Genomic DNA, 14,539 nt, shown 5'->3' on the forward strand with positions numbered 1-14,539 from the left:
TTTGCAACGTTATTTTCTTGAAAAGCCTTTCGATGGAGAACAGCGGGTAGCGATCAGCGGAGACGATTATAAGCATATCGTTAAGGTTATGCGAATGACATCCGGCGAACAGTTACTGACAGTATATAACGGAGTCGTCTCATTGGCGTCTATTGAAGAGATTCTTGATGATGAAGTCATCGTATCTCAGCTAGAGGAACTCGATCAACACAATGAGATGCCTATACATGTCACGATCGCCTGCGGTCTTCCAAAAGGCGATAAACTGGACTTGATCACGCAAAAAGGGACGGAGCTCGGCATGAAGCGTCTAATTCCTTTGGCGGCTAGTCGATCAGTCGTCAAATGGGACCTTAGAAAAAGCGATAAGCGAGTGGAACGTCTCCAAAAGATTGCAAAAGAAGCGGCAGAGCAATGCCACCGTAATCACATACCCGAGATTCTCCCTGTCCAATCTATTAAGCAACTTGCAGAATATGCGGCTTCCTTTGACGTCAAGCTTTTCGCTGATGAAGAGGATGCAAAAAGCGAAGTGCCGCATAAGATTGCAGATCGTCTGAAAAACGTGTATCATAAACAATCGGTATTGGTTGTTTTTGGACCCGAAGGCGGCTTAGCCAGGGAAGAAGCGCATTTTTTGAAAGATGCGGGATTCCTTCCGATGGCACTCGGGCCTCGAATCTTACGGACGGAAACGGCCCCTTTATATTTATTGTCCGCTATGTCTTATGAATTTGAATGAAAGAGGTGAGCGACTGATGTCTTCGGTTGCTTTTCATACGTTAGGCTGCAAAGTGAATCATTACGAAACAGAAGCGATTTGGCAGCTGTTTCAGGAGGCAGGCTATGGTCGGGTTGAATTTGAAAAAAACTCAGACGTCTATGTGATCAACACATGTACGGTAACGAATACAGGAGATAAAAAAAGCCGCCAAGTCATACGTCGTGCGATCCGTCAAAATCCGGACGCAGTAATTTGTGTGACAGGCTGTTATGCACAAACTTCTCCTGCTGAAATTATGGCGATACCTGGCGTGGACATCGTGGTAGGCACGCAAGACCGCACGAAGCTTTTGGGGCTGATTGAACAATTCCGTGAAGAACGGCAGCCGATAAATGCTGTGCGGAATATTATGAAGAACCGTGTCTACGAAGAACTGGATGTACCTTCATTCACGGACCGTACACGCGCTTCATTGAAAATCCAAGAAGGCTGCAACAACTTCTGTACGTTCTGTATCATCCCTTGGGCAAGAGGCTTGATGCGCTCACGTGACCCGCAAGAAGTCATACACCAAGCGCAGCAGCTTGTTGATGCAGGCTACTTGGAGATCGTCTTGACGGGGATTCATACAGGCGGCTATGGGGAAGATTTGAAAGACTATAATCTTGCACGTCTATTGCGGGATCTCGAGAAGAACGTCAAAGGACTCAAACGTCTTCGAATCAGTTCAATCGAAGCGAGCCAATTGACTGACGAAGTAATTGATGTATTGAGAGAATCCAAAATTATCGTCCGTCACTTGCATATTCCAATCCAGTCAGGTTCCAATACAGTCCTGAAACGAATGCGCCGTAAGTATACGATGGAGTTCTTTTCTGAACGTCTCGTCCGCTTGAACGAAGCATTACCGCAGCTTGCGATTACATCAGATGTCATCGTCGGTTTCCCAGGCGAAACGGAAGAGGAATTTATGGAGACATATAATTTCATCCGCGATCATAAATTCTCTGAACTACATGTGTTCCCTTATTCTAAGCGAACAGGTACACCGGCAGCTCGTATGGAAGATCAAATTGATGAAGGCGTTAAAAACGAACGTGTACATCGTTTGATTACATTGAATGATCAACTGGCGAAAGACTATGCGGCTCGATTTGAAGGCGAAGTGCTGGAAGTCATTCCGGAAGAGCGCTATAAACTAGACCCTGATAAAAACTTGTTTGAAGGCTATACAGACAACTATTTGAAAGTGGTCTTGCCGGCAGATGAAACGATGGTCGGCCAAATTGTCCGTGTGAAATTAACGAAAGCCGGGTATCCTTACAATGAAGGACAGCCGGTACGAATTATTGAAGATCAAGAAATCTTGATCTGATGAAGGCCACCTGTATGGGTGGTCTTTTTCGTGCAAGCAAAATGAAGCTTTGCTATACTAAAAGAAAAGATGTTAAAAAAGGAGCGCTTTCAGTGACGAAAAATTATGCCGCGTATATTGATCATACGCTATTGAAGGCAGATGCTACAAAGCAACAAGTAATTGAGTTATGTGAAGAAGCGAAAAAGTACGAATTCGCTTCTGTTTGTATCAACCCGACATGGGTTAAGACAGTTGCGGAAGCATTAGAGAATACAAATGTCAAAGTTTGTACCGTGATCGGCTTTCCTTTAGGTGCCAGCACGACGGAAACAAAAATCTTCGAAACGAAAGATGCCATCGCAAACGGAGCAGGAGAAATTGATATGGTATTGAACGTCGGTGCTCTTCACAGCGGATTAATTGAATATGTTCAAAAGGATATAGAAGGTGTTGTTGAAGCGGCAAAAGGAAAAGCGATTGTAAAAGTAATCTTGGAAACGTCATTGCTGGACGCTATGCAAAAACGTACTGCCTGCGAACTGTCAGTACTTGCAGGTGCAGACTTCGTAAAAACTTCCACAGGTTTCTCAACAGGAGGCGCTACTTCTGAAGATGTCAAGCTGATGCGCTCCGTAGTAGGACCGAAAATCGGTGTTAAAGCATCTGGCGGTGTCCGTAGCATCGAAGACGTCAACAAAATGATCGAAGCGGGAGCCACTCGCATCGGAGCAAGTTCAGGCGTCGCAATAATGGAAGGTCTCGAATCTACATCGGACTATTGATCTCAAGAGTGCAAAGCGCAGTCTAGTCTCGACAGGCACTTGTTTGAAATTGGCAGCCAGCGGTAGAAATTCTTATTAATATTCTAATAGTTTTTTATTGACCGATCGGAAATTTTACGTTATAATTTTCTAGTACATGGCAAACAGCTATGTTTCGAAGTGTGCTCGGAGGGAGGGACAAGAGATATGACTAAGACAGTCGTTCGCAAAAATGAATCACTTGAAGACGCTCTTCGCCGCTTCAAACGTACTGTATCCAAAAGTGGTACAATACAAGAGGTAAGAAAGCGCGAGTTCTATGAAAAGCCAAGTGTGAAACGTAAAAAGAAATCAGAAGCTGCTCGTAAGCGTAAATTCTAATTTCTGCCTACATTGAATTTTGAGATTAACTATTAATGTAATTTCGTATAAACCGAAAATCCATCAAAGGATTTTTGGTTTATTTTATTTTTACTCAGCGGGTGCCTTCCGCTCTTTAAGTGGCGAGATGAGTGTGGCTTTATCTTTGTTCAACGGGTGTTTGAAAACTCGCTGAACAATAGAAGTACGCAGGCTAAGATCGCCACATCCTGTGGCAACGCCTGCATGACCTACTTCTTGTAGGCCTAAGCCTCCGGCGGATGTCACAGATTTTGAGATGGGCTTTAAAAGATGAAGTTAGCCAAAAGTCGCGGCTTCCTGCGACAAAGGCTAACTGACCTGCGTCATGCCGGCCTAAAGCTCGATACAAAATCTGGACACAATTACGCCTAGGCGTAATTGATATTTTTTTTTTCGATAAAATGAAACCAAAAACGTTTTCAAACGTAAATAGTTAGTATAATAGGCAGTAGAGAGAGGTGAGAAAACAATGACTAAAATGATTAGGTCTATTTTTCTGCTCATTTTATTCATCGGAACAATCGCTTTGCCTTTTATACACACGGCGGATGCAGCTGAAAAGAAAGTATATCGGGTGCCGCTCCATCAAGAGGTAGAGAAGGGACTGCATGCATTCCTGCAACGTTCATTTAAAGAAGCGGCTGACGAAGGTGCAGAGACGATTGTATTGGATATAGATACTCCCGGCGGATTTGTGGATGCTGCGGATCAAATCGCGAAGCTAATGACATCGACTGACGCCAAAATCGTCGCATTCATTAATGATCGGGCATTATCAGCAGGTGCGTTCTTGGCACTCTATGCGGATGAAATCTACATGACGCCAAATGGTTCCATAGGTGCTGCTCAAGTCATCGATGGATCCGGAAATGCAGCAGAAACGAAAGCCAACAGTTACTGGCTTGCACAAATGAAAAATGCTGCGTTGCACAACGACCGAAAACCTAAGTATGCTCTCGCGATGGCCAATCCGGAAATTGACATGCCGGAGCTTCGTGCCCCTAAAGGTGAACTGTTGACACTCACTGCAGATGAAGCTGAGAAAGTAGATTATAGTGAGGGGACGGTTGCAACATTTGATGAATTGTTGCAGAAGCTGGACTTGGAAGAGGCAACAGTCATTTCTACAACAGAAACATTTTCGGAAAAAGCGGCTCGGTTCATTACGAATCCGATAGTTGTCCCGATTTTACTTTCTGTTGCGAGTCTTGGACTGATTGTGGAATTGTACTCACCAGGCTTTGGTGTACCGGGAAGTATGGGGCTGACTGCCTTATTCTTATTTTTCTACGGTCATACAGTGGCTGGTCTGGCGGGTTATGAGACCTTGATCTTGTTCCTTTTGGGTGTAGGACTCATCATCGCCGAATTTTTTATTGCAGGTGGGATAGCGGGAATCTTCGGAGTCTTGGCTATCATAGGAAGTATTTTGCTGGCAGGCACAAACTTGGCATTCATGGCGGTTTCAGTGCTGATTGCGATGGCCGTGGCGAGTATAGGAGCGGTGGTTATTATGAAATTCTTCGGAAAAAAACTTCATCTGTTGAATAAAATCATTCTAATGGATACGATGGATACGGAAAACGGTTATGTATCCAACGAAAACCGTACGGATCTATTGCAAAAAGTTGCGACAACGCTTACACCTCTTCGTCCATCCGGTGTCGCTGATTTAGACGGCGAGCGGATTGATGTTGTATCGGAAGGGCGCTATATTGATCGTAATAAAGAAGTAGTGATCGTGGCGGTGGAAGGCTTCAGAATCGTTGTTAGAGAAAAGAAGAATGAGGAGGAACAAGGCTTATGATGGGACTAGGAACAATAGGACTGGTAGCAGCAGTCTTTATCATCATTATCGTATTAGCGATATTCTTTACGTTTGTTCCTGTAACGCTATGGATTTCCGCCATGGCGGCAGGAGTACGAGTAAGTATTTTCACATTAATTGGGATGCGTTTGCGTCGAGTAATACCGAGCAGAGTCGTTAATCCGCTGATCAAAGCACATAAAGCGGGGTTGACTGTTACGATTAATCAACTGGAAAGCCATTACTTGGCGGGTGGTAACGTAGACCGTGTCGTGAATGCATTAATCGCAGCACAACGAGCGAATATCGCGCTGACATTTGAAAGAGCACAAGCGATTGACTTGGCAGGACGAGATGTGTTGGAAGCAGTCCAAATGTCCGTTAACCCAAAAGTTATTGAAACACCATTCATTGCAGGTGTTGCGATGAACGGTATTGAAGTGAAGGCGAAAGCACGGATTACGGTTCGTGCCAATATTGATCGACTCGTCGGGGGTGCCGGTGAAGAAACGGTTGTTGCCCGTGTCGGCGAAGGGATTGTCAGTACGATTGGTTCTTCCGTCAACCATGCCAAAGTGCTGGAAAATCCAGACATGATTTCTCAGACGGTCCTTACGAAAGGGTTGGATTCCGGAACCGCTTTCGAAATCTTATCCATTGATATTGCGGACGTAGATATCGGTAAAAATATCGGTGCCGAACTTCAAACGGAACAAGCAATGGCAGATAAAAATATCGCCCAAGCGAAAGCTGAAGAACGTCGTGCGATGGCTGTTGCCAATGAGCAAGAGATGAAGGCGAAAACCCAGGAGATGCGCGCGAAAGTGGTGGGTGCGGAATCCGAAGTGCCTTTGGCAATGGCGGAAGCACTACGTTCAGGAAACATTGGTATTATGGATTATATGAACTACAAGAACATCCAAGCGGATACAGGTATGCGTGACTCCATCAGCAAAGTTGGCGGAGACCAGCAGCCACCGCAACAGAAGAAAGACTAAAGTAAAACAATGAATTCCCGGGAAGGGGATGCATAATGGAACAGCTCATTATTTTGGTAATCATGGCGGCGTTAGGCTCCCTGTTCAGTAAAAAGAAAGAAAAGCCTGAACCGAAGAAAAGGCCTAGCGAACAAAAACCTGTTCATACGCAGACGGTATATGAGCCGGCGAGAAAGGAACCGCAGCGCACGAATGCGGAACCGACGAATAAGCCGCGCACATTGAAAGATCTATCAAAAGATCTTTTCGAAGATATCCAGAAAGAGTTCAAAGAGTTGCAGCAAGAAACTCAGCAACCAGAAGCTCCACAGAAGACTCAGGCGCCGCAAACGGAAATCTTCTACCCGGAGCCTAAGGTTGAAAACAAACGTCCTGAACGAGCTGCAAAGCCGGTTTCTGTACCGAGATCTGAACGTCAATCCGGAAGAGGAAGACTCCAGACGGAACGACAATCGGTCATTCAGGAAGACCATCGTATCTTACAAGAAGATTTAATCCCGACAACTCCGCAACAGGTCCTGCAGGGAATTGTGTATTCGGAAATTTTAGGACCACCGAAAGCAAAACGGTAATCATGCGACCCCCATCTCCGTCATATGTTGAGATAGGGGGTTTTTTCGTGAAAAAATTATTCGCACTTCATCCATCTATTATTTTAGATGAATTCAATTCATTACGGATTACGGGCTTCTACCAATTGAAGGCGTTAAGCGAACAATCCGTGTCCTTTCAAACAGACGACTTTTTTTTAACGATCCAAGGTGAAGAAGTGACTGTACTTGCATTAACTGAACAAAATGCCCATATTTCCATCATAGAGCTTAAAGATTTATCAATTCGATATAAACCCAATGAGGGGCCGATGTATGAGTCCTAAACGTTTTGAGGTTCAATTGACTGCAGTTGGTGGAACATCTTCATTCCTTGGAAAATTGCAAGTAGAGCAAGTCAAAATAAAAAATTTGTATGTGGCAGGACGTTCCGTGTATTTTGAAACAGACAGTAAAGGGATTCAAACGATTCGTCGTTTCAGAAAAAAGTATCATGTGAAAGTGAAAGTTTCACATATAGGAAACGACACCGTCAATTATCGGCTTTTCTCATCTTTTCTATTTATCATCGGGTGTATGCTACCCCTCTGTGCTTCCTTGTTTTTGTGGAACATTGAAGTAGAGAGTGAGGTTCCTGAATTAGCTGAACGCATGGAGCTGAAAATGGAAAAAGCGAATATTAGGGTTCCATCTCTTCTCTCCAAGTTACCTGAAGAGGATGAGATTCGCCGACTGCTCATGCAAGACGAGTCTTCCTTGTCGTGGATACGCTTTAAGAAAATGGGGACTTCTTTAATTGTTTCACCTATGTTGGCTCCGTTGTCTGCTGAAGTGAAAGAAGATAAAAAAGAAAAACCATCTCATTTAGTAGCTAAAACAGGAGGGGTGATCACTCATTTTGCGTTGACGAGAGGTGAGCGTGCGAGTATTGTTCACCAAACTGTAAAAAAGGGAGATATGCTCGCTACAGGTATTCTGGAACAAGGAGAGAAGACGACAGTTGTAGGAGCGGATGGAGAAGTTTTTGCGGATTATTGGTTAGAATATCATTTTGAATTACCGCGAACCGTCAAGTATTCAACGCAAGGCGAAGAACAAGTCAATATTAATTGGAGAACTCCATGGCATGAAAGTAAAGAAGGTGTTTTTCGTCTCAGAAACCCAATACTTTTTAAAGAGTCACGAGAGGATCCAATTCATACCGTCCGTTTAGAAAAAGGAATGGAAGAGACCGTTATTCTTCCGCTTTTGAAGCACGATCTATTATCAAAGAAGACGGATGAACTTGTAATTAAAGAGGAAAACATTTTACATGTATCGTTCACTAATGATAAAGTTAGTGGGACTCTTTTGTTTTTGATTAATGAAAACATTGCTGAAAAACGACCGATAACTCAAGGAGACTGAATATATTGAGCGAACAAATCATTCAACTGCATATTGAAGAACCGAATGAAGCGATTATGCTTCTTGGAATTTCCGATCAAAATATGAATTTAATTGAAGAAGAATTGAATATCTCCATTAGAACAAGAGGAGAAACAATATCGATCAGCGGGGAAATCGAGCAAAGTGAAGCAGCGAAAGCACTGCTGGAACAGTTATTGAAAGTAATTCGTAAAGGCATCAACATCAATTTGCGTGATGTTGCCACCGCGATTGAAATGGCGAAAAACGGTACAATTGAATATTTCTCATCTTTATATGATGAGGAAATCGCACGCAATACTAAAGGTAAAGTGATTCGTGCGAAAACAATTGGCCAACGGGAGTATGTGCAATCGATCCGCTCAAGAGACCTGGTTTTCTGTATTGGCCCGGCTGGAACGGGGAAGACCTATCTTGCAGTCGTCATGGCAGTTCAGGCAATGAAAACAGGCTCAGTGAAACGTATTATTCTGACTCGTCCTGCCGTAGAAGCAGGAGAAAGCCTAGGTTTCCTACCAGGAGATTTAAAAGAAAAAGTGGACCCATACTTGCGGCCACTGTACGATGCGCTTCACGATATACTGGGGGCAGAGCATACAGAGCGTCTAATTGAGCGAGGCGTGATTGAGATCGCTCCGCTGGCTTATATGCGAGGCAGGACACTCGATGACGCATTCGTTATTTTGGATGAAGCTCAAAATACCACAAAAGCGCAAATGAAAATGTTTTTGACTCGTCTCGGTTTTGGTTCGAAGATGGTGATCACCGGAGATAAAACACAGATTGACCTGCCGCGCGGCGTGGACTCCGGCTTAAATGTAGCGGAACACATATTGAAGAAAGTACAAGACATCGAATTCATTTACTTGGAACAAGGGGATGTTGTACGGCATCCGATTGTAGCAAAAATCATTGATGCATATGACAAAGAACAGAAATCGAACTGATGACTGCTGAATAACCCTCAAGCCTTTATACTAAAGGCTTGAGGGTTTTCGGTTTATAGTACGGACATTTTAAGTGTCTGCTAAAAAGTGAAGAGAAGTTCATTTGAATTTCTATTTACATGCTCTCGTAAAGGTCGGGATCGCTTGAAATACTTCTAAATTTAGAATTGAGTAATGAATTAGGCTAAGCAACCAATAGTTAATCTCATCCTCAGATTTTCAGTGTCAGGAAAATAAATGCAGTTTGACCCTCTAATAAGGTATAATGGCTAACATAGCTGTATTTACTAGTAAAACGTATGATTTTCATTATCGGTCTCCATTCATTAAGCGGTCTAAGTCATCCAGTAAATGACTGCTTTTTTATGAATTAAATATATATATACATAAGGCAAGGCGGCAAAAATTGTCGAGGGGGGCAAGAAATTTGGCGGACTTAAAGGGGTTATTTTCACAAATGAGGAAGGTGAAGTTTACATTCCTATTGCTCGTTGTCATTAGTCTTTCCAGTATCCTTTTATTCGTATTAATGTATGGCAACAGTACAAATGAAACCTATGAAATCTCAGCATATGAGATCTCTCCAAAAACGATACGATCACCGAAGACGATTGAAGATACTGAGAAAACCGAACTTGAACGTGTTCGAGCTGAGCAAGCGGTCCCGGCTTCCTATCGTTTTTCAGAAGATATCATGAAAAATAGACAAGCCATTATCAGTTCGATTTTCACTGCTGTCAGCGAAGTGAAAATGGAAGAAAACAAAGAGACTGGTATGACGGCCGGTAAGAAACTGAAACTTCTCAGGGGAAAGCTGGAAGGATTGGAGAAAGAACAATCTTTTTTACGCTTATCAGATGACCAATTGAAACAATTATTGACATCCGATCAGACTGAAATAGACAATCTGCATGAGCAACTGCTTACGATTATTGGTGAAGAGCTGTCCAAACCTTTCAAGGCTGACCAATTATCCACCCATCGATATGAAGTGGAAAGACAGATTCGTCAATCTAGTATATTACCAAGTGGATTACTGGACGTGGCGTTGTCCTTAGGTCGAACGGCTGTTGTAGAAACAGAAGTGATAGATGAAGAACTGACTGAAAAAAATAAAGCCGATGCGCGTGAGTCGATTGAGCCGATTCGTATTCTTCAAGGACAAGTCATTGTACGCGAAGGGCAGTTGATTGATCGTGATATTTATCAACAATTGAAATTATCGGGTGTCCTGACAAATCAGTCATCTATTAAACCAATCTTAGGGATTGGGTTATTCGTACTCTTTATCTCAAGCCTGATTGGGATTCATTTTTCTACATGGTCAGAAAATAATCAGTTCAAAAAGAAAGCTGTATTGATGTTTTATGTCATAATTTTCGCAGTTGTTGTCCTCATGAAGATCATCAGTTATATCGATAATGAATTTGACGTGCAAATTGCGTTTTTATTTCCGACTGCGCTGGCGCCTATGTTGATCAAGCTGCTGATTAATGAGCGAACGGCCATACTATCTGTAATTATAACCGCAGCAACCGCGGGCATTATGCTGCAGGAAGGCATTGCCGCCATCTTGCAGATGGAAGTCGCTTTGTATATTTTATTTGGTGGGATCGTCAGCATATATGTTCTCAGCGCACACGGCAGGCGCTCAACGATTTTACAATCGAGTCTTGCAGTCGCGGCTTCTAACACGATCTTCATCATATTTTATCTGTTAATGACACAAACTAGTTATACATTACCGGAGCTGACTTTTTATGCAGTTGCAGCGATTTCATCAGGAGTACTGTCAGGTGCGTTGACAATCGGACTATTGCCGTTTTTCGAATCTGGCTTTCAATTGCTTTCCAACATGCGGTTGGTCGAGTTGTCGAATCCAAACCATCCGTTACTGAAGAAAATTTTAGTGGAGACGCCAGGAACGTATCACCATAGTGTGATGGTCGCGAATTTGGCAGACGCTGCGTGTGAGTCGATAGGAGCGAATGGCTTGCTTGCACGCGTAGGGAGTTATTATCATGATATCGGGAAAACGGTTCACCCTGGTTTCTTTATTGAAAATCAGCATGCCGGACAGAATTTACATGATTCCCTGCCACCTGAGAAAAGTCGTGATATGATTATAGCTCACGCTGAAGATGGTGCGAAAATATTGGAGAAGCATCATATGCCTGCAGAGTTAATAGCGATTGCCAGGCAGCATCACGGAACAAGCTTACTGAAGTTTTTCTATGTAAAAGCGAAAGAACAAGGTTCAGATGTGGCGGAGGATCAATTCAGATATCCGGGTCCAAAGCCGCAAACGAAGGAAATTGCTGTTATTATGATTGCGGATAGTGTAGAAGCAGCGGTACGTTCCATGAAAGAGCCGACACCCGATAAGATTGCGGCACTCGTCGAAGCGATCGTTCGGTCAAAAGTTGAAGATGATCAATTTGAAGAATGCGAATTATCGATGAAAGAAATCAAACAGGTGAAAAAAGTGATATGTGAGACTTTGAATGGAATTTTCCATAATCGAATCGAATATCCGGATTAAAAAAGGAGTATGGGCAATGATAGACTTTTATTTTCAAGATGATACAGATGCAGTTGACGAAACGTCGGAAGTGTTAATTACCGATCTATTGAATCACGCAGCGAAAATGGAAGATTTGGAAGGTTTATACGAGCTTTCAATCACTTTTATGGATGATGATGCGATCCAAGCAGTAAATGCAGAATTTCGAGGCAAGGATAAACCGACCGATGTCATTTCATTTGCCTTAGAAGAACTGTCTGAAGGGGAAGTGGCGATCGTACATGAAGGAGATATGCCAGTTGTGCTTGGTGATATCATCATCTCTATTGAAACGGCGCAACGCCAAGCGGTTGAATACAATCATACCTTTCAACGAGAATTAGGGTTTTTGGCGTTACATGGATTTCTTCATTTACTCGGATATGATCACATTGAAGAGGATGATGAAAAAGAGATGTTCGGAAGACAAACAGAAATCTTAACTTCTTTTGGCTTGGAGCGACAGTGATCAGATGAAAAGATTTTTCAAATCTTTTGTCTATGCGTGGGAAGGGATGAGAGACGGTTTCGTCAATGGACGCAACATGAAATCTCATGCCCTGTCAGCCATCATCGTCATCCTTGCTGGCTGGTTCACTGGTCTTTCTATGACCGAATGGCTGATTGTTCTTTTATTGATCAGCGGAATGCTGGCATTGGAATTGATGAATACTGCTGTTGAGTACGTCGTAGATCTCGTAACAAAGGAATACCATCCACTAGCAAAAAAGGCCAAAGATATCGCGGCTGGGTCGGTACTGATTTTCGCTATCGCCAGTGCAGTCATTGGCTGTTTGATCTTTTTTCCGAAATGGTTTGGCTGAATTATATGAATTGGAGTGAACTAGATGAAATTTGAACAACTGAAAAACGAAGCAGAATCAGCAATGAAAACTGCATATGTCCCGTATTCTAAGTTTCCGGTGGGTGCTGCCTTAGAAACAGAGGACGGTACGATTTTCCGAGGGTGTAATATCGAAAACTCTGCTTACGGACTTACGAATTGTGCAGAGCGGACAGCGATTTTTAAAGCAATCTCTGAAGGCGTTAAATCTTTCAAGTCGCTTACTGTTATCGGGGATACAGAAGGACCGATTGCACCGTGTGGCTCATGCCGTCAAGTGATCGCGGAGTTTTGCGCACCGGGCATGCCGGTCTATCTAACGAATCTTAAAGGAGACGTTCAAGAGACGACCGTTGCAGAACTATTGCCAGGCGCTTTTTCTAAGGAGGATTTAGACTATGCAGAAGAACGATAAACCATTCAAATCAGGCTTTGTTTCAATAATTGGTCGTCCGAATGTCGGGAAATCGACATTCATCAATCGGATGGTCGGTCAAAAAATCGCCATCATGAGTGATAAGCCGCAAACAACGCGAAATAAAGTACAGGGCATTGTGACAAGTGACACATCCCAAATGATTTTCATCGATACGCCAGGCGTCCACAAACCAAAGCACCGTCTAGGCGATTTCATGCTGAAAGTGACGCGCAGTACATTGAGTGAAGTAGATGTCATCATGTTCATGGTGAATGCAGATGAAAAGATCGGTACAGGGGATCGCTTTATTATGGAATGGCTTGAAAAGTCCGAGACTCCTGTATTCCTGGTCATTAATAAAATCGACCTTGTGCATCCCGATCAATTACTCGAGATCATCACGACGTACACAGATGAACTGAAGTTTGCTGAAGTCGTTCCGATTTCAGCTTTAAACGGCAATAATATTGAACGTTTAGTGGAAACGCTGGAAAGTTATTTGCCGGAAGGTCCTCAATATTATGCTGCCGACCAAGTAACCGACCATCCTGAGCGCTTTATCATTTCAGAAATGATTCGGGAAAAGGTGCTGCATACGACACGTGAAGAAATTCCTCACTCCATTGCGGTGGCCATTGAAAGCATTGAACAGGATACATCCACTGGAAAGACGCATATACGAGCTACGATTATAGTGGAAAGAGATTCACAAAAAGGGATTGTCATTGGCAAAGGCGGTAAATTGCTAAAAGAAATTGGAACGAAAGCACGAAAAGATATTGAGATGCTGCTTGGAGAAAAAGTATTTCTTGAATTATGGGTAAAAGTTCAGAAAGACTGGCGCAATCGACCAAGCCGCCTAAAAGAATTTGGATTCAATGAGGAAGATTATTAATTCTTCATCTATCCAGTATGTTTGATTGGGGGAGAGCACTTTGTTAAACAAAGTGGAAGGATTTATTATAAAGAGCATCCCTTACGGTGAAACAAATAAAATCGTAACGATTTATTCAAAAGAGGCAGGTAAAATAACCGCGATGGCAAGAGGTGCGAAAAAGCCGGCGAGTCGACTAGCTGCCATTACGCAAACGTTCACACATGGTTTTTTTATGATACGGGCAAGCAGGGGAATGGGATCTCTTGAACAAGGTGAGTTGATCAGCAGTGTACGCCATATTCGCGCCGACCTGGAGACAACTGCATATGCGGGACTGGTCGTTGAGTTGATCGATCGCTTAACCGAATCGGAGCAACCGAATGCAGGGATTTTTCGACTGTTGGAAGAGGCGTTCCATGCCATGGAAGAGGGTTATGATGCAGAGGCAATTTCGTTATTTGTTCAATGGAAGATGCTGCCCGTCGCTGGTATTCACCCCATCCTTCATGAATGCGCCAATTGCGGGGCGACGGAAGGGGAGTTTGCTTTTTCATTTCAGCAAATCGGCTTTCTTTGTCATCGTTGTTTTGGAGTGGATCCATACATTATTCGCTTGTCTCCGACTCAGATCAAGTTGATTCGGATGTTTTATAATGTGCCATTGGATCAGATCGGTAAGCTGGAATTAAAGAAACCGACGAAAACCTTTATGCAGAAACTGGTCTCGACGATTTATCATGAACAAGTGGGGATTTACTTGAAATCCAGAAAATTTATCGAGCAGTTGGAACGGACACCAGAATTACAAAAACCAAAAGAAGACCCGGAGAATGAAGGCTAATGCCGATTCTCCGGGTTTTTA

The 14,539-nt window shown here is 43.2% G+C and carries 16 protein-coding genes; all 16 read left to right on the forward strand.

All coding sequences use genetic code 11. From position 1 onward, the window contains the following. Nucleotide 1 precedes the first annotated feature (1 nt). The gene (locus B5D59_RS00885) at nucleotides 2-742 is read left to right on the forward strand and encodes a 16S rRNA (uracil(1498)-N(3))-methyltransferase (RefSeq protein ID WP_009496911.1); all 741 of its coding nucleotides are present in this window, start codon (nucleotides 2-4) and stop codon (nucleotides 740-742) included. 16 nt (nucleotides 743-758) lie between these two features. After that, complete coding sequence (gene mtaB, locus B5D59_RS00890) at nucleotides 759-2,099, forward strand: tRNA (N(6)-L-threonylcarbamoyladenosine(37)-C(2))-methylthiotransferase MtaB (RefSeq protein WP_040758132.1); 1,341 nt, start codon at nucleotides 759-761, stop codon at nucleotides 2,097-2,099. 92 nt (nucleotides 2,100-2,191) lie between these two features. Next, on the forward strand, nucleotides 2,192-2,863 hold the full coding sequence (gene deoC, locus B5D59_RS00895) for a deoxyribose-phosphate aldolase (protein WP_176132463.1): 672 nt from the start codon (nucleotides 2,192-2,194) through the stop codon (nucleotides 2,861-2,863). Nucleotides 2,864-3,049: 186 nt separating this feature from the next. Next, nucleotides 3,050-3,223: a 30S ribosomal protein S21 gene (rpsU, locus tag B5D59_RS00900; RefSeq protein ID WP_009496905.1), complete on the forward strand. Its 174-nt coding sequence runs from the start codon at nucleotides 3,050-3,052 to the stop codon at nucleotides 3,221-3,223. A 490-nt stretch (nucleotides 3,224-3,713) separates the two neighbouring features. After that, nucleotides 3,714-5,051, forward strand: coding sequence for an NfeD family protein (locus B5D59_RS00905; RefSeq protein WP_009496903.1), 1,338 nt, complete (start codon nucleotides 3,714-3,716; stop codon nucleotides 5,049-5,051). Then, entirely contained in the window at nucleotides 5,051-6,049 is a 999-nt protein-coding gene (gene floA, locus B5D59_RS00910; protein ID WP_040758796.1) for a flotillin-like protein FloA, read from the forward strand. Before B5D59_RS00905 ends, floA begins: the two co-directional genes overlap by 1 nt. Nucleotides 6,050-6,084: 35 nt before the next feature. Beyond that, complete coding sequence (locus B5D59_RS00915; RefSeq protein WP_078816528.1) at nucleotides 6,085-6,621, forward strand: hypothetical protein; 537 nt, start codon at nucleotides 6,085-6,087, stop codon at nucleotides 6,619-6,621. Between the two features lie 47 nt (nucleotides 6,622-6,668). After that, a complete protein-coding gene (locus B5D59_RS00920) occupies nucleotides 6,669-6,926 on the forward strand; it encodes a YabP/YqfC family sporulation protein (RefSeq protein ID WP_040758131.1) in 258 nt (85 codons plus the stop codon). Further along, the gene (locus tag B5D59_RS00925; RefSeq protein WP_176132464.1) at nucleotides 6,916-8,007 is read left to right on the forward strand and encodes a sporulation protein YqfD; all 1,092 of its coding nucleotides are present in this window, start codon (nucleotides 6,916-6,918) and stop codon (nucleotides 8,005-8,007) included. Before B5D59_RS00920 ends, B5D59_RS00925 begins: the two co-directional genes overlap by 11 nt. 5 nt (nucleotides 8,008-8,012) lie before the next feature. Continuing rightward, complete coding sequence (locus tag B5D59_RS00930) at nucleotides 8,013-8,975, forward strand: PhoH family protein (RefSeq protein WP_009496893.1); 963 nt, start codon at nucleotides 8,013-8,015, stop codon at nucleotides 8,973-8,975. Between the two features lie 457 nt (nucleotides 8,976-9,432). Continuing rightward, the gene (locus B5D59_RS00935) at nucleotides 9,433-11,517 is read left to right on the forward strand and encodes an HD family phosphohydrolase (RefSeq protein ID WP_040758793.1); all 2,085 of its coding nucleotides are present in this window, start codon (nucleotides 9,433-9,435) and stop codon (nucleotides 11,515-11,517) included. Between the two features lie 16 nt (nucleotides 11,518-11,533). Then, complete coding sequence (gene ybeY, locus B5D59_RS00940) at nucleotides 11,534-12,007, forward strand: rRNA maturation RNase YbeY (RefSeq protein ID WP_425441319.1); 474 nt, start codon at nucleotides 11,534-11,536, stop codon at nucleotides 12,005-12,007. Nucleotides 12,008-12,011: 4 nt separating this feature from the next. Next, a complete protein-coding gene (locus tag B5D59_RS00945; protein WP_009496887.1) occupies nucleotides 12,012-12,362 on the forward strand; it encodes a diacylglycerol kinase family protein in 351 nt (116 codons plus the stop codon). 24 nt (nucleotides 12,363-12,386) lie between these two features. Then, nucleotides 12,387-12,797, forward strand: coding sequence for a cytidine deaminase (locus B5D59_RS00950; RefSeq protein ID WP_009496885.1), 411 nt, complete (start codon nucleotides 12,387-12,389; stop codon nucleotides 12,795-12,797). After that, complete coding sequence (era, locus tag B5D59_RS00955; protein ID WP_009496883.1) at nucleotides 12,781-13,695, forward strand: GTPase Era; 915 nt, start codon at nucleotides 12,781-12,783, stop codon at nucleotides 13,693-13,695. The genes B5D59_RS00950 and era overlap by 17 nt, the downstream gene beginning before the upstream one ends. 40 nt (nucleotides 13,696-13,735) lie before the next feature. Then, nucleotides 13,736-14,518: a DNA repair protein RecO gene (recO, locus tag B5D59_RS00960; protein ID WP_078816531.1), complete on the forward strand. Its 783-nt coding sequence runs from the start codon at nucleotides 13,736-13,738 to the stop codon at nucleotides 14,516-14,518. Nucleotides 14,519-14,539 lie beyond the last annotated feature (21 nt).

This window comes from Sporosarcina newyorkensis, assembly GCF_900167515.1.
In the GTDB taxonomy this organism is placed as follows: Bacteria; Bacillota; Bacilli; order Bacillales_A; family Planococcaceae; genus Sporosarcina; species Sporosarcina newyorkensis.